Origin of the sequence: Phreatobacter sp. (genome assembly GCF_016793595.1) — a bacterium.
GTDB lineage: Bacteria > Pseudomonadota > Alphaproteobacteria > Rhizobiales > Phreatobacteraceae > Phreatobacter.
The window spans coordinates 38,292-56,881 of the sequence record NZ_JAEULY010000023.1 but is presented as its reverse complement, the minus strand read 5'-3'; the positions used below and the strand labels follow the sequence as shown (position 1 = coordinate 56,881).

At 67.9% G+C, this 18,590-nt stretch carries 20 protein-coding genes; 17 read left to right on the top strand and 3 right to left on the bottom strand.

The window, feature by feature from the left end; genetic code table 11:
* Positions 1-67: 67 nt before the first annotated feature.
* The 4 genes from JNK84_RS20770 to JNK84_RS20755 all read left to right on the top strand — a co-directional run bounded on the left by JNK84_RS20770 (position 68) and on the right by JNK84_RS20755 (position 3,653).
* Positions 68-1,423 (top strand): flagellar hook-length control protein FliK, encoded by a 1,356-nt coding sequence (locus JNK84_RS20770; RefSeq protein WP_293427770.1) that lies wholly within the window; start codon positions 68-70, stop codon positions 1,421-1,423.
* Between the two features lie 9 nt (positions 1,424-1,432).
* Positions 1,433-2,086, top strand: coding sequence for a flagellar hook assembly protein FlgD (locus JNK84_RS20765; protein ID WP_293427767.1), 654 nt, complete (start codon positions 1,433-1,435; stop codon positions 2,084-2,086).
* A gap of 188 nt (positions 2,087-2,274) precedes the next feature.
* Positions 2,275-2,550 carry a CtrA inhibitor SciP gene (gene sciP / locus JNK84_RS20760; RefSeq protein WP_106749419.1) on the top strand — a complete coding sequence of 92 codons (276 nt, stop codon included), beginning with the start codon at positions 2,275-2,277 and terminating at the stop codon, positions 2,548-2,550.
* A gap of 158 nt (positions 2,551-2,708) precedes the next feature.
* Positions 2,709-3,653, top strand: coding sequence for a homocysteine S-methyltransferase family protein (locus JNK84_RS20755; RefSeq protein ID WP_293427761.1), 945 nt, complete (start codon positions 2,709-2,711; stop codon positions 3,651-3,653).
* On the opposite strand, the gene JNK84_RS20750 is transcribed toward JNK84_RS20755, so the two are convergent.
* Positions 3,650-4,612: an alpha/beta hydrolase gene (locus JNK84_RS20750; protein ID WP_293427758.1), complete on the bottom strand. Its 963-nt coding sequence runs from the start codon at positions 4,610-4,612 to the stop codon at positions 3,650-3,652. The two genes, JNK84_RS20755 and JNK84_RS20750, sit on opposite strands and share 4 nt — an antisense overlap.
* Before the next feature lie 141 nt (positions 4,613-4,753).
* Between JNK84_RS20750 and JNK84_RS20745 the strand changes: the two genes are divergently transcribed.
* From JNK84_RS20745 to JNK84_RS20720, 6 genes are all read left to right on the top strand, one after another.
* Positions 4,754-4,984, top strand: a complete 231-nt coding sequence (locus JNK84_RS20745; protein WP_293427755.1) for a hypothetical protein — start codon at positions 4,754-4,756, stop codon at positions 4,982-4,984.
* A gap of 7 nt (positions 4,985-4,991) precedes the next feature.
* The gene (gene aztA, locus JNK84_RS20740; RefSeq protein ID WP_293427753.1) at positions 4,992-5,729 is read left to right on the top strand and encodes a zinc ABC transporter ATP-binding protein AztA; all 738 of its coding nucleotides are present in this window, start codon (positions 4,992-4,994) and stop codon (positions 5,727-5,729) included.
* Between the two features lie 10 nt (positions 5,730-5,739).
* Positions 5,740-6,606, top strand: coding sequence for a metal ABC transporter permease (locus JNK84_RS20735; protein ID WP_293427751.1), 867 nt, complete (start codon positions 5,740-5,742; stop codon positions 6,604-6,606).
* 42 nt (positions 6,607-6,648) lie between these two features.
* On the top strand, positions 6,649-7,572 hold the full coding sequence (locus JNK84_RS20730; protein WP_293427749.1) for a metal ABC transporter solute-binding protein, Zn/Mn family: 924 nt from the start codon (positions 6,649-6,651) through the stop codon (positions 7,570-7,572).
* A 67-nt stretch (positions 7,573-7,639) separates the two neighbouring features.
* Positions 7,640-8,788 carry a CobW family GTP-binding protein gene (locus JNK84_RS20725; RefSeq protein ID WP_293427747.1) on the top strand — a complete coding sequence of 383 codons (1,149 nt, stop codon included), beginning with the start codon at positions 7,640-7,642 and terminating at the stop codon, positions 8,786-8,788.
* A complete protein-coding gene (locus JNK84_RS20720; RefSeq protein WP_293427744.1) occupies positions 8,785-9,513 on the top strand; it encodes a hypothetical protein in 729 nt (242 codons plus the stop codon). The genes JNK84_RS20725 and JNK84_RS20720 overlap by 4 nt, the downstream gene beginning before the upstream one ends.
* Before the next feature lie 90 nt (positions 9,514-9,603).
* On the opposite strand, the gene JNK84_RS20715 is transcribed toward JNK84_RS20720, so the two are convergent.
* Entirely contained in the window at positions 9,604-11,202 is a 1,599-nt protein-coding gene (locus tag JNK84_RS20715) for a glucan biosynthesis protein (protein ID WP_293427741.1), read from the bottom strand.
* Positions 11,203-11,417: 215 nt separating this feature from the next.
* Here JNK84_RS20715 and JNK84_RS20710 point away from each other — a divergent pair, with 215 nt between their 5' ends.
* From JNK84_RS20710 to JNK84_RS20695, 4 genes are read left to right on the top strand one after another with little or no spacing between them, the layout of a single operon-like run.
* Complete coding sequence (locus tag JNK84_RS20710) at positions 11,418-12,173, top strand: SDR family NAD(P)-dependent oxidoreductase (RefSeq protein WP_293427738.1); 756 nt, start codon at positions 11,418-11,420, stop codon at positions 12,171-12,173.
* Between the two features lie 24 nt (positions 12,174-12,197).
* Complete coding sequence (locus tag JNK84_RS20705) at positions 12,198-12,512, top strand: NIPSNAP family protein (protein ID WP_293427735.1); 315 nt, start codon at positions 12,198-12,200, stop codon at positions 12,510-12,512.
* A gap of 22 nt (positions 12,513-12,534) precedes the next feature.
* Positions 12,535-14,082, top strand: a complete 1,548-nt coding sequence (locus tag JNK84_RS20700; RefSeq protein ID WP_293427958.1) for an acetolactate synthase large subunit — start codon at positions 12,535-12,537, stop codon at positions 14,080-14,082.
* A gap of 40 nt (positions 14,083-14,122) precedes the next feature.
* A complete protein-coding gene (locus tag JNK84_RS20695; protein ID WP_293427732.1) occupies positions 14,123-14,875 on the top strand; it encodes a hypothetical protein in 753 nt (250 codons plus the stop codon).
* Between the two features lie 4 nt (positions 14,876-14,879).
* Here the strand turns inward: JNK84_RS20695 and irr are convergent, their stop codons facing one another.
* Positions 14,880-15,395, bottom strand: a complete 516-nt coding sequence (gene irr / locus JNK84_RS20690) for a Fur family transcriptional regulator Irr (RefSeq protein ID WP_293427729.1) — start codon at positions 15,393-15,395, stop codon at positions 14,880-14,882.
* 243 nt (positions 15,396-15,638) lie between these two features.
* On the opposite strand from irr, the gene fabA reads away from it, so the two are divergent.
* The 3 genes from fabA to fabI all read left to right on the top strand — a co-directional run bounded on the left by fabA (position 15,639) and on the right by fabI (position 18,460).
* On the top strand, positions 15,639-16,151 hold the full coding sequence (fabA, locus tag JNK84_RS20685) for a 3-hydroxyacyl-[acyl-carrier-protein] dehydratase FabA (protein ID WP_293427957.1): 513 nt from the start codon (positions 15,639-15,641) through the stop codon (positions 16,149-16,151).
* Between the two features lie 53 nt (positions 16,152-16,204).
* Entirely contained in the window at positions 16,205-17,431 is a 1,227-nt protein-coding gene (gene fabB / locus JNK84_RS20680) for a beta-ketoacyl-ACP synthase I (protein WP_293427726.1), read from the top strand.
* Between the two features lie 183 nt (positions 17,432-17,614).
* A complete protein-coding gene (fabI, locus tag JNK84_RS20675; RefSeq protein ID WP_441343283.1) occupies positions 17,615-18,460 on the top strand; it encodes an enoyl-ACP reductase FabI in 846 nt (281 codons plus the stop codon).
* Positions 18,461-18,590: the final 130 nt, after the last annotated feature.

Here is an 18,590-nt window from a genome sequence, read left to right as displayed (position 1 = left end):
TTTTTGCACTGGCCCGGGGTTTGCTGATGCCATTCCGGTCATGTTTTCAGGCCGGGTGGGGCATACCGTGGCGGCATCGTCGACGACGGCAACAGGTTCATCGCAGGGCGTCCGCACGGGCGACAGCGCGCAGCGTGCACGGTCCTCGCGGGAGGGCGGCGCGACATCGGCCTTCGCGGAGGCGCTCGACGAGCAGCAGCGCACCCTTGGCGAGGCCGAGCAGGACAGCCGGATCGCGCGCAGCCGGCAGCAGCGCCGCTCGACGGCCCAGCCCGAAGCGATCAGTGCCACCACCGACAGCGCGGTTTCGCGCCGTCTCTCCGACGACAAGCCGGTCGCCGATGACGATGCGATGGCCGAGGCGACGGCGGGCTCCGACAAGCCCGTGGTGCCCACGGACGCCAGTGTCGCGACGGATGCGGCAAAGCCCGTGGAAACAAAGCCCGCCGAGGGCGATCAAGCCGCGGCGGTGCAGCAGGCGGCGCAACAGGCCCCGCCGGCGCCGGTCCAGACCGCCGCGCCTGCCGTGGCAACCGCCGAGGCAACGCCGGTGGCGCCGACCGAGGCCGAGATCCCTCAGCCCGTTGCGGCTGCCGCCGCTCCGGCGCCCGTGGCGGCTCAGCCGATGGACGCGCAGGCAGCACCTCCCGCCGCCGAGCAGGCCACTGTCGCCCAGCCGGCCACCGCCAAGCCTTCGGCTTCGGCGACCGCGCCGGCGGCCACTCCGCCGACCGCGCCCGCACCGGAAGCCGTCGCCGCCGCGCCTGAACCACAGCCCGAGGTGAAGGCCGCGGCGAAGGCCGAGGCGCGCCCGGAGATGCGGGCCGACGTTCGTGCGGAGGCGCGCCCCGAGGCGCCGGCTCCGCAGCAGCAGGCTGCAGCTCCAGCGGCGGAGACAGCGCCGCCGCCGGCCCAGGCGCCGGCCTCGGCAAGCCCGTTCTCCTTCGCCCATGAGGTGGCGCAGAAGGTGGCGGCGCAGACGCAGGCCGCCGGCTCGGTCGTCCCGGTCCATGCGCTGGCCGTCACCATCGCGGCGCGCGCCTCGACCGGCTCGACCCGTTTCGACATCAAGCTCGATCCGCCGGAGCTCGGCCGCATCGAGGTGCAGATGACCCTCGATCGCGAGGGGCGGGTGAAGTCGCGCATGGTGGTCGAGAAGCAGGAGACGCTGGACCTCTTGCAGCGCGACCAACGCAATCTCGAACGCACGCTGGCCCAGGCCGGCCTGGAGACGACCGAAGGCAGCATCGAATTCTCGCTGAAGGACCAGGGCGGCAACGACCGTCAGGGCCAGGGCGACCGACCGGCCCGCACCTGGCAGGCGGCTGTCGAGGACCCCGATGCGACCGCGACCCTTGCGGCGAATGCCGCAACCTATTCACGCCTTGCCGCGGCGCGCGGCGGCATCGACATCCGGATCTAGGGGGAAGCCATGGCCACGACCTCCGCTGTTTCGCGCAATCCCGCCACCGCGACGACTTCGACTGCGCAGGCGCGGCTGTCGAACAATTTCGACACGTTCCTGCAGCTGCTGACGACGCAGCTGAAGAACCAGGATCCGACCCAGCCGATGGATGCCAACCAGTTCACCCAGCAGCTGGTGCAGTATTCGCAGGTCGAACAGCAGATCGCCACGAACTCCAAGCTCGATGCCATGGCCGCGGCGTTCGCCGGCAACCAGACCACGGCCTCGCTCGGCTATCTCGGCAAGAAGGTCACCTATGACGCCAGCACGGTTTCGCCGGCCGGCACGGGCGCGACCTGGACCTTCACGCCGACGGCAAGCGGCCAGTACACGGTTCGCATTCGCGATTCCGAGGGCAATCTCGTCAAGGAGACGACGGCCTCGCTGACGGCCAACCAGGCGCAGGAATACACTTGGGACGGCAAGCGCAGCGACGGCAAGCCGCTCGGCACCCAGCCCTATACGCTCGAACTCTATCGGGGCACCGGCAGCACAGCCGCGCAGGTGGCGGTCAACCACACGGGAACCGTCTCCGCCGTCGATATGTCGACCGGCACGCCGCGCGTCACGGTCGGTACCCTCAACATCCCCATCGCACGGCTTACCGGCATCGCACTCTGACCGGCGGAGCGGATCGTGGACGGTATTCCATCCACTCCCGAAACGTGGGTTTTCCGCATGTCCCGTGCGGAATCGATCAACGAAAACGTTGAGTTTCTTTGTCGATTCCCATTTAGGCCAAATTTAACACCCTGCCGGTACTCTTCGCTTCAGACGTGGTCAGTCGCGTGCGTTGTGTGAGAGTGAGAATGACCGAGCCCATGCGTCCCAGGGTGAAATATGTGATCGGGCCGGACGGCAGTCCGCTGACGATCGCTGATCTCCCCCCGCCCGATACCCATCGTTGGGTGATCCGGCGCAAAGCCGAGGTCGTGGCAGCCGTACGCGGCGGGCTGCTGAGCCTCGAAGAAGCCTGCAAGCGCTACACGCTCACCGTCGAAGAATTCCTCAACTGGCAGGCTTCCATCGACCGTCACGGCCTCGCCGGCCTGCGCACCACGCGCATCCAGCAATATCGTCAGTAAGTCTGACCGACTGCTTCAAGAAAGCGCCGGCACCCGATGGGTCCGGCGCTTTCTTGCGTTGGCGGGCGAAGGCGGGCGCGGCCTGAAATCCCGGCCGCGACATGGTATGAAGGCGGGCTGCCGGATCTGGGAACGGCGCGTGCAGCGCGGAGGCCGCCATGGCGAAGTACCGCATTCACATGCCGCAGCTTCATGGCAAGACGCTCGTTGCCGATGGCGGGCTGGAAACGACCCTGATCTTCCGGGACGGAGTGGATCTGCCGCATTTCGCCGCCTTCGTTCTGGTTGCGAGCGAGGAGGGACGGCGCCGGCTGAAGGCCTATTTCCGCCGCCATCTCAAGATCGCGCAGGCGCGCGGGGCTGGCTTCGTGCTCGATACGCCGACCTGGCGGGCCAATCCGGATTGGGGCGACAAGCTCGGCTATGACCGCGCGGGGCTCAAGCGGATCAATGAGGACAGTGTCGGGCTCGCGCTGGAATTGCGCGAGGAATACGAGACGGCGGACACCCCTTGCGTGATCAGCGGCGCGATCGGGCCGCGCGGCGACGGTTACAAGGCCGGCCGGATGGAAGCCGGCGAGGCTGAGGACTACCACCGCGCCCAGATCGCCGATTTCGCCGGGACGCAGGCCGACATGGTCACGGCCTATACCCTCAACACGGTGAACGAGGCGCTCGGCATCACGCGGGCGGCCCATTCGGCGCGCATGCCGGCCGCCATTGCCTTCACGGTGGAAACCGACGGCCGGCTGCCCGACGGCACGACGCTGGGCGCCGCGATCGACGCTGTCGATCAGGCGACCGGTGCCTATCCGGCCTATTACCTGATCAACTGCGCCCACCCGACCCATTTCGAGCGGGCCCTCGACCCGAAGGCCGCGTGGTTCCAGCGCATCGGCGGTATCCGGGCCAATGCCTCGACGCGGAGCCATGCAGAACTCGACGAGGCCACCGAACTGGACGCCGGCGATCCCGCAGACCTTGGCCGTCGTTATTCCGAGCTCGCGCGACTGATGCCGAACGTGCATGTGCTCGGCGGTTGCTGCGGCACCGACGAGCGGCACATCGCAGCGATCTGCGAGGCGGTGCTGCCGGCGTCCTAGGCCGCGCCGTTCGCGGCAGCCGGCAACCTTGCCTGCACCCATTCGGCAACCGCCGCGAAGAACCTGCCGCGGGCGGGTTCCGGCGACAGCGCCAGATCGTGGATACCGTCGGCGATGCGCCGGATGGTGACATCCGCCCCAAGCAGATGAGCCCGCCCGGCGATCTGCCCGACATCCAGCACGCTGTCGGTTCGCAGGATCGCCTCGTGGGCGCGGTGGTTCGGTCCGCTGAGCGCCGAACAGCAGACCAGCGCCGGGCAGTCCATGGCAAGACCGCGTGCGAGTTCGGCGTGTCCCCGCCGGATCGCCCGCAGCCAGCCAAGCACGACCGGAAAGCCGTCGATGGGCTTCCAGTCGAGGCTGTAGTCCCATTCGCCGCCGGTCGAACGGTGCAGACTGCGGCCATAGTGCTTGTCGAGGCCGTTGATGGCGAGCTTCGGCGCCAGGACGCCAACACGGTCGATGGCGGCCGTCATGGGGCCGCGCAGGAACCAGTTGCCCGCGAGGTCGAACCAGGGGCTGTTCAGCACCAGCGCCTGAACGGTGCCTTTGCCGCGCTGGCGGCTGGCCCACAGGCTGGTGATCAGTCCGCCGGTGGAATGGCCCATCAGCACCAGCACGTCGTGACCATGCCCCGCGCGGATGATCTGAGCGGCCGCGTCCAGTTCCTCGTCATAAACGGCAAGGTCCGTGCAGAAATTCGGCGTCTGGCGCGGCCGCAGCGAGCGGCCATATTTGCGCAGGTCCAGCGCGTAGAAGTCGAAGCCGAGCCCTTCCCAGTGCGCGGCCAGGTGCGTCTGAAAGAAGTAGTCGACGAAGCCGTGCACGTAGAGGACGGCGCGCCGCGCCCGTGGAGCACCCGCCCGATGGACGAGAGTGGCGACAACCTCGCCCTCTTCGTCGGGACGAAGCGGAATGGCGTGCGCAACCCAGTCGCCGCCGAGTATGTCGGGCGTCATGGTTGGGTCGGTCCTGCGCGGCATTCCATGGACGCGAGATTAACCGCCATCGCGGCGCGCGTCACGGCCGGATGATCCGCGATGGACGAAACGCGCGTGATATTATAACGTCGCCAGCTCGCTTCCCGGGATTGCCGATCCGTGTCCGCCCACACCCATGCCTCCGGTCAGGACCATCGCGGTCACCTGCACGATCACGGTCACCCGCATGATCACGGTCACCTGCACGATCACGGTCACCCGCATGGCCACGACCGGCCCGCACCCGCGCGCATGGCCTCGGCCATGCTGATGTCCGCGCCGGCGCGCCTCGGCGTCGCAGCCGGGCTCGCGGTGCTGCTCTGGGGCCTCGTTGCCTGGGCCATTGCCTGAGCCGCCCATGTCCTCTGTCCGCATCCGAAACCTGACCCTCGGCTACGACCGCCACCCGGCCGTGCATCACCTCGACGGCACGATCGAGGAGGGCGCCATGCTGGCCGTCGTCGGGCCGAACGGCGCGGGCAAATCGACCCTTCTGAAGGGTCTCGCCGGCGCGATCAGCCCCTTGAGCGGCGCCATCGAGATCGCGCGCGCCGACCGGCACGCGGTCGCCTACCTGCCGCAGGCCGCCGAGATCGACCGGTCCTTCCCGATCACGGTGATGGAGCTCGTCGCCATGGGCCTGTGGAAACGCACCGGGCTGTTCGGCGGCCTGTCGAAGGGCGACCGCGCGGCCGTCGATCATGCGCTGGCGGCGGTCGGGCTCACCGGCTTCGAGCGGCGGCCCATCGGCACGCTGTCGGGCGGCCAGCTCCAGCGGATGCTGTTCGCCCGCCTGCTCGTGCAGGACGCGCGGCTGATCCTCCTCGACGAGCCGTTCACTGCCATCGATGCCAAGACCTGCGCCGACCTCCTAGATCTCGTCCGCCGCTGGAACGCCGAGAAGCGGACCGTGGTCGCGGTATTGCACGACATGGAGACGGTCCGTCAGGCCTTCCCGCAATCGCTGCTGCTGGCGCGTCGCTCCATCGCCTGGGGGCCGACCGACGAGGTTCTGACCCCGGAGAACCTGCTTGCGGCCCGGCGGATGACGGAAGCCTTCGACGATCACGCCGACATCTGCGCCGCGGCGGCCTGAGCGGCGAACCATGTACGATCTTCTCATCGGCCCCTTCGTCGAGTTCGAGTTCATGCGCCGCGCGCTGGTCGGCGCGGTGGCGCTGTCGCTCGGCGGCGCGCCGGTCGGCGTCTTCCTCATGTTGCGGCGCATGTCGCTGATGGGCGACGCCATGGCGCATGCCATCCTGCCGGGGGCGGCGGTCGGCTATCTTCTGTTCGGGCTGGCGCTGGTGCCGATGACCCTCGGCGGCATCGCCGCCGGCTTCGCGGTGGCGCTCACGGCCGGGCTGGTCGCCCGTTTCACCGCGCTCAAGGAGGATGCCTCGCTGGCCGCCTTCTACCTGATCTCGCTGGCGCTCGGCGTGATCGTCATCTCCACGCGGGGCTCGAATGTCGACCTGTTCCGCGTGCTGTTCGGCTCCGTGCTCGCTCTCGACGACCCGACCCTGCTGCTGCTCGCCGGCATCGCCACGGTGACGCTGGTCGCGCTCGCCGTGCTTTGGCGACCGCTGGTGCTGGACTGCGTCGATCCCGGATTCCTCCGTTCGGTCTCGCGCGCTGGCGCGCCGGCGCACCTCGTCTTCCTCGCTCTGGTCGTGCTCAACCTCGTTGCCGGCTTCCATGCGCTCGGCACCTTGCTGGCGGTCGGTCTGATGATGCTGCCGGCCATCGCCGCGCGGTTCTGGGCGCGCGATGTCACCGCGCTGGCGGCGATCGCCGTCCTCATCGGCATCGTTTCGGGCTATGCAGGTCTAATGTTATCTTATAACATGTCGACACCGTCCGGCCCTTCGATCGTCCTCGTGGCGGGGGTGATCTATCTGGTGTCGCTGGTCTTCGGTCCGCGGGGAGGGCTTCTGCCCACCTACTGGCCGGCGCGGCACCGCGAGGCCTAGGCCGACCCGTCATCAGAGGGCCTCCACAAGGGGTTTTGCCGCATGTTATCGCGCCGTTCCGCCGTTTCCGGCCTGATGGCCGTCCCGTTCCTCGCCCGCGCCGGTCATGCGCAGCAGGGGCCGGTCGCGGTGGTCGCGACCTTCTCCATCCTCGCCGACGTCGTGAAGGCGATCGGCGGCGACCATGTCGCGGTGTCCGCGCTGGTCGGGGCGGATGGCGACGCCCATTCCTACGCGCCGACCCCCGCTGATGCCCGGCAACTGGCACAGGCGCGGCTCGTCGTCGTCAACGGTCTCGGTTTCGAGGGCTGGATCCAGAGGCTGATCCGTTCCTCCGGCACGCGTGCGAAGGTTGTCACGGCCAGCGAGGGCGTCACGCCGCTGAAGGCCGAGAGCGGCCATTCGCACGGACACTCGCACGGTCATTCGCACGGCGCGAACGACCCTCACGCCTGGCAGAACGTTGCCAATGTGAAGACCTATGCACGGAACATCGCCGCTGCGCTGGGCGAGGCCGATCCGGCGCGCCGCGAGGCATTCGCCGCCGCAGCGGTGGCCTATGTGGCGAAGCTCGATGCGCTCGATGCGGAGGTGAAGGCCGCGATGTCGGCGATTCCCGCCGCGCAGCGCCGCATCCTCACCACCCACGATGCCTTCCGCTACTATTCCGGAGCCTATGGGGTCGAGTTCGTCGCGCTGCGCGGTGTGTCCTCGGAATCCGAGCCCTCCGCGCGCGAGGTCGCGGCGATCATCCGGCAGGTGCGCGAGCGGAAGGTCGCCGCCGTGTTCATGGAGAACATCGCCGACCCGCGTTCGATCCAGCGGATCGCCGCGGAAACGGGCGCGAAGATCGGCGGGCGGCTCTATTCCGACGCCCTGTCGGAGGCCGGCGGCCCGGCCGCGACCTATATCGACCTCATCCGGCACAATACACGCCAGATCGTCGAGGCGATCAGGGCGGCGTGAGCGGCCATTCCGCCAGCCGCTCCGCTTCCTATATGATGCTCCGAACCATTCCATCCGGACGACCGACATGACCGACGCCGCCCCGACCGCAGCCGCCCTGAGCAAGATCCCCGTCACCGTGCTGACCGGCTATCTCGGCGCGGGCAAGACGACGCTGCTCAACCGCATCCTGACCGAGAACCACGGCAAGAAGTTCGCCGTGATCGTCAACGAGTTCGGCGAGATCGGCATCGACAACGATCTCGTCGTCGGCGCGGACGAGGAAGTGTTCGAGATGAACAACGGCTGCATCTGCTGCACCGTGCGCGGCGACCTCATCCGCATCATCGAGGGGCTGATGCGCCGTAAGGGCAAGTTCGACGCGATCATCGTCGAGACGACCGGCCTCGCCGACCCGGCCCCCGTCGCCCAGACCTTCTTCGTCGACGAGGAGGTTGGCGCCAAGACCGCGCTCGACGCCGTCGTCACGGTCGCCGACGCCAAGTGGCTGCTCGACCGGCTGAAGGACGCGCCGGAGGCGAAGAACCAGATCGCCTTCGCCGACGTGATCCTCCTGAACAAGACCGATCTCGTGACGCCTGCGCAGCTGCGCGAGGTCGAGGCGCGCATCCGCGCCATCAATCCCTATGCGGTGCTGCACCGGACGCAGAAATGCGCGGTGGCGCTGGAGGACGTGCTCGGGCGCGGCGCCTTCGACCTGGAGCGCATCCTGGAGATCGAGCCGGCCTTCCTGCAGAAGGACGACGGGCACCACCATCATCACGGCCATGATCACGGGCACGATCACCATCACGGTCATGACCATGGCCACGATCACGACCATCACCACGGGCATGACCATGACCACGACCATCATGATCATTCCTGCGGCCCGGACTGCGACCATCCGAGCCATGGCGGCCTGAAGCACTATCACGACGAGCACATGCAATCGCTCTCGCTGCGCACCGACAAGGCGCTCGATCCCGACCGGTTCTTTCCCTGGATTCAGGACCTGACGCAGGTCGAAGGGCCGAAGATCCTGCGCTGCAAGGGCATCGTCGCGTTCCGGGACGATCCGGACCGCTTCGTGTTCCAGGGCGTGCACATGATCCTCGACGGCGATCATCAGCGCGCCTGGAAGGACGATGAGAAGCGCGAGAGCCGGCTCGTCTTCATCGGCCGCGAACTGCCGGTCGACAAGATCAAGGCCGGCTTCGAGGCGCTGACGGCGTGAGTGAGACGACGGTTCGACGCCTGCGCCTCGGCTCCGGGCTCGTTCTGTTCGCCTATATTTCCTTTCACCTTCTCAATCACGCCCTCGGCGCGGTCTCGCTGGAGCGCGCCGAGCAGGTGCTGGGCTGGTCCATAGCCCTGTGGCACAGCCGACCGGGAAGCGCGCTGCTCAATGGAGCGACGGGCGTGCATTTCGCGCTGGCCCTGCGCACCGTCTTCCTGCGCCGAAACTGGAAGTTGCCGGCCATCGAGATCATTCGGCTGGGGTCGGGCTTCTCGCTGCCGTTGCTGCTGATCGGCTACGTCGTCAGCACGCGTCTCAAGGCGACGCTCTACGATGTGGTGCCGAGCTATGGCGGCACGGTGTCCGGCCTCGTGACCTCCGGCGCCGAGGGCTGGCAGCTCGCCCTCCTCGCGCCCGGCTGGATCCACGGCTGCCTTGGCCTGTGGATCACGCTGCGGCGCTATCGACCGCTTGAGCGCGCCTGGCCTGGCTTTCTCGCGGTCCTGATCCTCGTGCCGGGACTTGCAGCGCTCGGCTTTGTCCGCATGGCTGCCGAAGTCTCGACCGATCTCGCAGCCCGGCAGGGGACTGGTGTCTCGGCCGAGCAGCGCGATCATCTGCTCGTCTGGCAGACCTGGATGACGCGCGGCTATCTCGCGCTGATCGTGCTCGCGGTCGCGGCGGGCGAGCTTCGCCGCCGCTGGCTTGCGCGCGGGCAATAGCGCAGGAACAGAGGGATTGCCATGGCGTGAGCGACGAGTGCCGCTGGCCGCAAGCGGCTGCGTCGCTCCGGCTTCACCAGCGCCGTGGCGTCAGTCGACCTTCCAGGGGAAAGTCCAGGTCTCGGTCAGCGCGCGGTTGCCGGTGCGCAGGAAGGCCCGGAGGTTGGCGGTCTGGCCCGCCTCTCCCACCACGTCGATGCCGGCGCGGAAGCCGCGCGTCTGGGCGTTGGGTACGAGGAAGGTGCGGATGATCCGCGCCTGCGTCGCCGAAGGCACGATCTGCACCGAATCCGGGTGCGGCAGGTGGTATTCGAGGTCGCCGCCGACGAAATCGATGATGAAGCGCGTGGAATTGGGTGCGACGGGCTCGCCCGAACCGAGCGCCACGGGCCGCGTGCGGTAGGTGTTGCTGGCATAGCCGCCGGGATGCAGCCGCGCCTCGTTGATCGTCGAGACGATGCGATAGGCGAAGGTCAGCGTCTGGCCCTGCTCGACAGCGCGGTTCGGCACCCAGTAGGCGACGATATTGTCGTTGGTCTCGTCGGTGGTCGGGATCTCGACCAGCTCGACCCGGCCTTCGGTAAAGCCCTCGCGCGGCTCGACCCAGTAGCTCGGCCGCTGCTCATAGGCGAGGTCGAGGTCCTGATAGTGCTCGAAGATGCGGTCGCGCTGCATCAGGCCGAAGCCGCGCACCTGCCGGTCGGCGAATTGCGAAACCTCGACGCTGCGCGGGTTGCGCAGCGGTCGCCAGATCCACTCACCGGTATCGGAATGGATCAGCAGGCCATCGGAATCGTGCAGTTCCGGCCGGTAGTCGTCGAAGCTGCGCCGGTCGTTCTCCGCATAGAAGAACATCGAGGTGAGGGGCGCGACGCCGAGCTTGGGGATGGCGCGGCGGGGAAACAGCGTGCAGCGCACGTCCAGCACGGTTTCCTGCGCCGGGAAGACCGTGAAGCGGAACGCGCCCGTGAGGCTCTCGCCGTCGAGCAGGGCGTAGATCACGCAGGATTGTGAATCGGCGGCCGGGGTATCGACCCAGAATTCGCGAAAGTACGGGAATTCCTCCTGTCCGGGGCCGGCCGTGTTGACGGCGATGCCGCGGGCCGAGAGGCCATATTTCTGGCCGCGCCCGAGGAAACGGAAGTAGCTCGCACCGAGGAACGAGATCAGCTCGTCGTGGACGCGCGGATCGTTGAGCGGGTGGTGGATGCGGAAGCCGGCGAAGCCGAGATCGACCGGCAGCGGCCGCTCGAACCGGTTGCGGCCGTAGTCGAACAGCGAGGCGGCATAGGGGATCGGCGTCGCGATGCCGTCGCGGATGACGTTCACCACGACCGGCGTGCGGTAGATGAAGCCGAGATGGAACATCTGCATGCGGAACGGACCGCCGGCCTGAGCGATGAAGGACCGGTCGGTGCGGAAGCGCAGATCGCGATACTGGTCGAAGGACAGGCTCTGCAGGGGCTGCGGCAATTCGTTGCGCGGCGCCTCGTAGGGCAGGGCGGCGAGATCGCGGGCGCGGCGCTCGACCTCCTCATAGCCGAACCGGGCCTGCGGCTGGGGCGTGCCGGCCTGCGGCGCGGGCGGCTGGCTGTTCTGCGTCTGGGCGCGGCCGGCGGCCGGCCAGGCAATGCCTGCTGCGGCGATCAGCTTCAGGGCATCGCGGCGGGCGAAGGCAGGCAGGTTCATAAGGCCTCTGGAAACCGGTCACGCGTGCCGGATCGGCGGCACGGCATGGGACATGCGGCCTTCCCGCCGGCCTCGTCAAGGGGCAGGGGTGGACGGTACCGCATCGAGCTGCATCGCTGTCCGGCGCAGGGCCGTCTTGCCGGGCGGTGTGCACCTTTGCCAGTGTGCGCCACCCGAACAAGGAGAGATCAGTGGCGCCGAGAGACCTTCTGGACATGACCGGCCGCGTTGCGCTGGTGACCGGCGCCGGAACGGGCCTCGGCGCGCGGTTCTGCATGGCGCTGGCCGAGCATGGCGCCGAAGTCGTCGCGGTCGCGCGTCGCGCCGAGAAGGTCGAGAACGTCGCGGACGCCATTCGCAAGGCGGGCGGCAAGGCCATCGCCGTGTCCGGCGACGTCACCGACACCGCTTCGATCAGTGCCGCCTTCGATGCCGCCGAGAAGGCTTTCGGCACCGTGGACGCGGTGGTCGCCAATGCCGGCATCGCCGAGGCCGGGCGCGCCGCCGAGATTTCCGACGACGCCTGGCGCCGGACCATGGCGACCAATCTCGACGGCGTCTTCTACACCGCCCGCGAGGCCGCCCAGCGGCTGCTGAAGGCCGGCAAGCACGGCTCGATCGTCAATATCGCCTCGATCCTCGGCTACGGCGTCGGCAAGGGCAACGCCTCCTACGCCACCTCCAAGGCGGCGGTCATCCAGCTGACGCAGGCGCTGGCGCTCGAATGGGCGTTCAAGGGCATCCGGGTCAACGCCATCGCGCCCGGCTATGTCGTTACCGACATCAACCGCGACTACCTAACATCGGGCAAGGGCGCGGAGATGACACGGGACATTCCCGTCGGCCGGTTCGGCCGCGAACACGAGCTCGACGGCGCGCTGCTGCTACTGCTGTCGGAGGCTGGCGCGTTCATGACCGGCACCACCATCACCGTCGACGGCGGCCAGCGCATCGGCCTGCGCGGCTCCTGACACCTACCCCCTGAAGGACGAACCATGATCATCGACGAGCGCACCTATACGTGCCACCCCGGCAAGGTGAAGGCCTTCCTGGAGGTCTACGAGCGGCTCGCCAAGCCGATCCAGTGGGCGATCCTGGGTGACCCCATCGGCTTCTTCGTGACCGAAACCGGCACGCTGAACCAGGTGGTCCATCTGTGGAAATACGACAGCATGGCCGACCGCGAGCAGCGCCGCGCCAAGCTCGCCCAGGCCGCTGGCTGGGGCGACTATCTGGACGCCGCGACGCCGAACCTGATCCGCATGGAGAACCGCATCCTGGTTCCCACTGCCTTCTCCCCGATGAAGTGATCTCCACGACATGACCAAGTCCATGAACGGGGCCGAGAGCCTCGTGCGCACCCTCGTTGCCGGCGATGTCACCGTCAGCTTCACCAATCCCGGCACGTCCGAGATGCACTTCGTCGCGGCGCTCGACCGCGTCGACGGCATGCGCTGCGTGCTCTGCCTGCACGAGACGGTCACGACCGGCGCGGCGGACGGCTACTGGCGCATGGTCAACAAGCCGGCCTCGACCCTGCTCCATCTCGGCCCCGGCCTCGCCAATTCGCTCGCCAACCTGCACAACCTGAAGCGTGCGCGCTCGGGTGTGGTGAACATCGTCGGTGAACATGCGACCTATCATCGCCAGTTCGACGCGCCGCTGACCTCGGATATCGAGGGCATCGCCGGCACCATGTCGCACTGGGTCAAGACCTCGATCTCGGCGAAGGACGTCGCCGCCGACGGCGCCGAGGCGGTTTCCGTCGCCATGCAGGCGCCCGGCCAGATCGCAACGCTGATCCTGCCCGCCGATACTGCTTGGACCGAGGGTGCCGGACCGGCCAAGGTCGCCGCGCCCTCCGCCCCGGCCAAGGTCGCCGAGGATGCCGTCGAGGCCGCGGCCAGGGCCATCGAGGCCGGCGGCGGCACGGCGCTCATCGTTCTCGGCACCTGGGCGGTGCGTGCGAAGCCGATGGAGCATGCCTCGAAGATCGCGGCCAAGACCGGCGCCAAGTTCCGCGCCGAGGGATCGAACGGCCGCGTCGAGCGCGGTGCGGGGCGGGTCGCCATCGAGCGCATTCCCTATCCGGTGGATACCGCGCTTGCGGCCACCAAGGGCGTGACACACCTGATTCTCGTCGGCGCCAAGGCGCCGGTGGCCTTCTTCGCCTATCCGAACAAGCCGTCGCTGCTCTATCCGCCGGAGGCGCAGGTGGTGACGCTGGCGGAGCCTTCGGAGGATGCCGAGGACGCGCTGGCGCGGCTCGCGGACCGGCTCGGGGCGTCGAAGGAGACGCCCGTTCTCAACAAGCCCGGCCGTCCCGACCTGATCCGCGGCGACCTGTCCCACGAAGCCATCGCGGCCGTCGTCGGCCACCTTCTGCCCGAAAACGCCATCGTCACCGACGAATCGGTCACGACCGGCCGCAACTTCTTCCGGGACACTCACGGCGCTCCGCCCCACGACTGGCTGTCGCTGACCGGCGGCGCCATCGGCGAGGGTCTTCCGCTGGCCGTCGGCGCGGCCGTCGCCTGCCCGGACCGCAAGGTGATCGCGCTCCAGGCCGACGGGTCCGGCATGTATTCGCTGCAGGCGCTCTGGACCATGGCGCGCGAGCGGCTGGACGTGACCGTCTGCATCTGGGCCAACCGCACCTATGCGATCCTGAAGGGCGAGCTGGCCAATGTCGGCGCCGAGAATCCTGGACGGAAGGCCCACGACATGCTCTCCCTCGGCGATCCCAATCTCGACTGGGTGAAGCTCGCGGCGGGCATGGGCGTGGAAGCGACGCGCGTCGATACGGCGGAAGGCTTTGCCGACGCTTTCGCCGCCGCCAACAAGCGTCGCGGCCCGTTCCTCATCGAGGTGCTGAACTGACGGGCTCGCGCCCGCCGGCCCGCTGCTTCATGATGGCCATGTGACCGAAGCGCCCGCCCGTGCCAGCCCCGCCTTCGCCGTCCGCTATCTGCGGCTGCTTGCGGATGCGGGCTGGCGCGTGGCGCTGCACGTCCTGCCCTACGCGGTGGCGGCCGGGGTCATCACCGAAGGCTTCCTGCGACTGCGGATCGTGCTGATCTGGAAGCTGCCTCTCGCTGTCACGGTGGTCGCCTGCCTGCATCTCGCCGTGCTGCTGGGCGCTCATGTCGCCATGTTGCGCGCGGTGGGGCCGGATGCGGCCATGCCGCCCGTGCGCCATCACCTGAAGGTCGCGGGGCGGGTTACCGGCGAAAGCGCGCTGATGCTGCTGGTGGTCTTCGTCGCGGCGCTCGCCCTGGTCGGCGCGCTCGATCTCGTGGTCGCCGCGACGGACCCGCCGCTCAACGCGGCCTGGCCGGGTCTCGTCCTGCGCGGAACGGCGATTCTCGCGACGCTCATGGTGATGACGGTGCTGCTGGCGGGAGCCGTGGCGCTGGCCGCATCGTTCGACGGGCGCTCGGTCGGCTTCGCCCGCGCCGCGCGCCGGCTGCTGGTTCACAGCGAGCGGACAGCCGGCATTCTCTGCGCGGTGATCGGGGCGGGAACGCTGAGCGCGGTCCTGATCGCGGCCATGCTGCACACCGCCAGCGTGCAGCCGCCGATCCTCGGCGCGGCGCTCGCCAAGGCGGCCGGCTATCTCTTCGCGATCATCGCATTGTCGGTGGGAGCCGCCGCGATGGCAGCGGCGGATTGAACGGTCAGTCGGCCCGGCGGCGCAGACGGACCACGACATCGACGCGGGCGACTTCGTAGCCCTCGGGGGCGGCCGGCAGCCTGTCGACGGCCACGTGCGGGCCGGGAATGTCGAACACCGTCGTCTCGCCATCGACGATGAAATGATGATGGTCCGACAGATTGGTGTCGAAATAGGCCTTCGAGCCGTCCACCGCGATCTCGCGCAGCAGGCCGGCCTCGGTGAACTGATGCAGCGTGTTGTAGACGGTAGCGAGCGAGACCGGCACGCGCGCCTTGGTCGCCTCGTCATAGAGCATTTCCGCCGTCACGTGCCGGTCGCCCTTGGCGAACAGAATCCAGCCGAGCGCCATGCGCTGGCGCGTCGGGCGCAGCCCGACTTCCCGCAGCATGGTGCGGACGTCGTGGATCGGGCAGCCGGTCTTCTGGAGCAATGTCACGCGGTCCTGGGCGGACAACTTGCCTTCGGCCGGTACGGCCGGCTCATGGTGAGTCCGGTCGATCAGGGTGCGAATGGTCATTGTATATTCTAACAATTCTAAGAATGGTTTCAGTCATTCATTCTAAGAACAGTTCGAGCCGCCTGCAAGTCGTTCGCAAACACCGCTGCCTTCCCGCATTCCCCGAAGGGTCGTCGCGGACGATGGTCGAGGCCCGCCGCCTCCAGCCATGTCCGGTTAGGCCATTTGCCCGGCGGAACCCGTGTGTTAGAGAGCGCCGATCATGCCGGCCGAGCCGGCGAACAGGGCGGACGCAACAGCACGATGACCGAGCGACAGTCGAGCTTTACCTATGAAGAGCTCCTGGCCTGCGGCCGGGGCGAGCTGTTCGGCGCCGGCAATGCCCAGTTGCCCCTGCCGCCGATGCTGATGTTCGACCGTATCGCATCGATCGGCGAAACCGGCGGAGCGAACGGCAAGGGCCATGTCGTCGCCGAGTTCGACATCAGGCCGGACCTCTGGTTTTTCCCCTGCCATTTCAAAGGCGATCCGGTGATGCCAGGCTGCCTCGGCCTCGACGCGCTGTGGCAGCTCACCGGCTTCCACCTCGGCTGGCTCGGCCTTCCGGGCCGCGGCCGGGCGCTGGGCGTCGGCGAGGTGAAGTTCTCCGAGCAGGTGCTGCCGACCACGAAGAAGGTCGTCTACGGCGTCGACATCAAGCGCGTGTTCAAGTCCAAGCTGGTGCTCGGAATTGCCGATGGCTGGTTGGAGGCTGACGGCAAGCGCATATATGAGGTCAAGGATATGCGCGTCGGCCTGTTCGGGTCCGCCGCCTGATTCGCCCATCGATGGCCGCGCTCCGGCGCGGCAAGCACCAGAAAGAGGCCCTCATGCGCCGCGTCGTCGTCACCGGAATGGGCATCGTCTCGTCCATCGGCAACAACACGAACGAGGTTCTGGCCTCGCTCCGCGAAGCCAAGAGCGGCATCGCGCTCGATCCGTCCTTCACCGAGCACGGCTTCCGAAGCCAGGTTTCCGGCAAGCCGACGCTTGATCCGGCCAGCATCCTCGACCGTCGCGCCATGCGCTTTCATGGCGGCGGGTCCGGCTGGAACCATGTCGCCATGGATCAGGCGATCCTTGATGCGGGCCTTGAAGCCTCCGACATCTCCAATGAGCGCACCGGCATCGTGATGGGCTCGGGCGGCCCCTCGACCCGGGCGCTGATCGACGCCTACGAGAAGGCCAAGGAGAGTAACAATTCCAAGCGCGTCGGCCCCTTTGCCGTGCCGAAGGCGATGTCCTCGACCGCTTCGGCGACGCTTGCGACCTGGTTCAAGATCAAGGGCGTCAACTATTCGATCTCGTCTGCCTGCGCGACCTCCAACCATTGCATCGGCAACGCCTACGAGCTGATCCAGTGGGGCAAGCAGGACATCGTCTTCGCCGGCGGCTGCGAGGAACTGGACTGGACGCTGTCCGTGCTGTTCGACGCGATGGGCGCCATGTCGTCGAAGTTCAACGACCGGCCGACCACCGCCTCGCGCGCCTATGACGCGAACCGCGACGGTTTCGTCATCGCCGGCGGCGCCGGCGTGTTGGTGCTGGAAGAATACGAGCATGCCAAGGCGCGCGGCGCCAAGATCTACGGCGAGATCGCCGGCTATGGCGCGACCTCGGACGGCTACGACATGGTCGCGCCGTCAGGCGAGGGCGGCGAGCGCTGCATGCGCCAGGCGCTGGCGACCGTGAAGGCGAAGGTGGACTACATCAATCCCCACGGCACCTCGACGCCGGCTGGCGACGGTCCGGAGATTCAGGCGATCCGCAACGTGTTCGGCACCGGCGACAAGAGCCCGCCGATCGCCGCCACGAAGTCGCTGACCGGCCATTCGCTGGGCGCGACGGGCGTGCAGGAGGCGATCTACTCGCTCCTGATGATGAACAACGGCTTCATCTGCGAGAGCGCCCATATTGAGGAACTCGATCCGGCCTTCGCCGACATGCCGATCGTGCGCAAGCGGATCGACAACGTGAATCTCGGCTGCGTCCTGTCGAACTCCTTCGGTTTCGGCGGCACCAACGCCACCATCGTCATGAAGCACGTGGATGCGTGACGTGACACGGGCAGGCCCTGGCCTGTCACCGGCCGGTCGCAGTTCCATGGCAAGGCTCGGGGGATCGTCCCCTCGCAGTGAACGGCCATGTGGACAGACCGGTTTGCGCATCCCCAGCTTCGGGTCGTTGGACGCGAAGCGGAGCCTGACAGCGAATCGAGGAGGTCGCGCGTGACCGCACTGATGAAGGGCCGGCGCGGCCTGATCATGGGAGTGGCGAACGACCACTCCATCGCCTGGGGCATCGCCCGCACGCTGGCCGCCCATGGCGCCGAGCTTGCCTTCACCTATCAGGGCGAGGCGCTCGGCAAGCGCGTCCGGCCGCTGGCGGAGAGCCTCGGCACGCCGATCGTCATCCCGTGCGACGTGGAGGACATCGCCAGCGTCGATGCCACCTTCGCGAAGCTGGCGGAGGTCTGGGGCGGGCTCGACTTCATCGTCCATGCCATCGGCTTTTCCGACAAGAACGAGCTCAAGGGCCGCTATGCCGACACCACGCGCGAGAACTTCTCGCGCACCATGGTCATATCCTGCTTCTCGTTCACGGAAGTGGCCAAGCGGGCCGCGGCGCTGATGCAGCCGGGCGGCTCCATGCTGACGCTGACCTATGGCGGCTCGACGCGGGTCATGCCGAACTACAACGTGATGGGCGTCGCCAAGGCCGGCCTCGAGGCCTCGGTGCGCTATCTCGCCGCCGATTACGGGCCGCTCGGCATCCGCGTGAACGCGCTGTCGCCCGGCCCGGTCCGGACGCTGGCGGGGGCGGGCATTTCCGATGCCCGCCTGATGTTCAACTTCCAGAAGCGCCACGCGCCGCTGCGCAAGACGGTGTCGCTGGATGATATCGGCGGCTCGGCGCTCTACCTGCTGTCGGATCTTTCCGGTGGCGTGACCGGCGAGATCCATCACGTCGATTCCGGCTACAACATCATCTCGATGCCGCGCCCTGACGCGCTGAAGACCCTCGATGCCGCCGAGCAGGCGGTGGAGGACGCGGCGAACCGCGCGGCCGGACAGGCGGCGGAGTAGGGTATTGTTCCAGTAACCCTCTCCCCCGGGGAGAGGGTGGCGCCGTCAGGCGCCGGGTGAGGGGTTGGCCCTCGCCGATGACGTACTGCCGACATCTTCTCTGGCGTTGCAGGCAGCCAACTCTCACGTT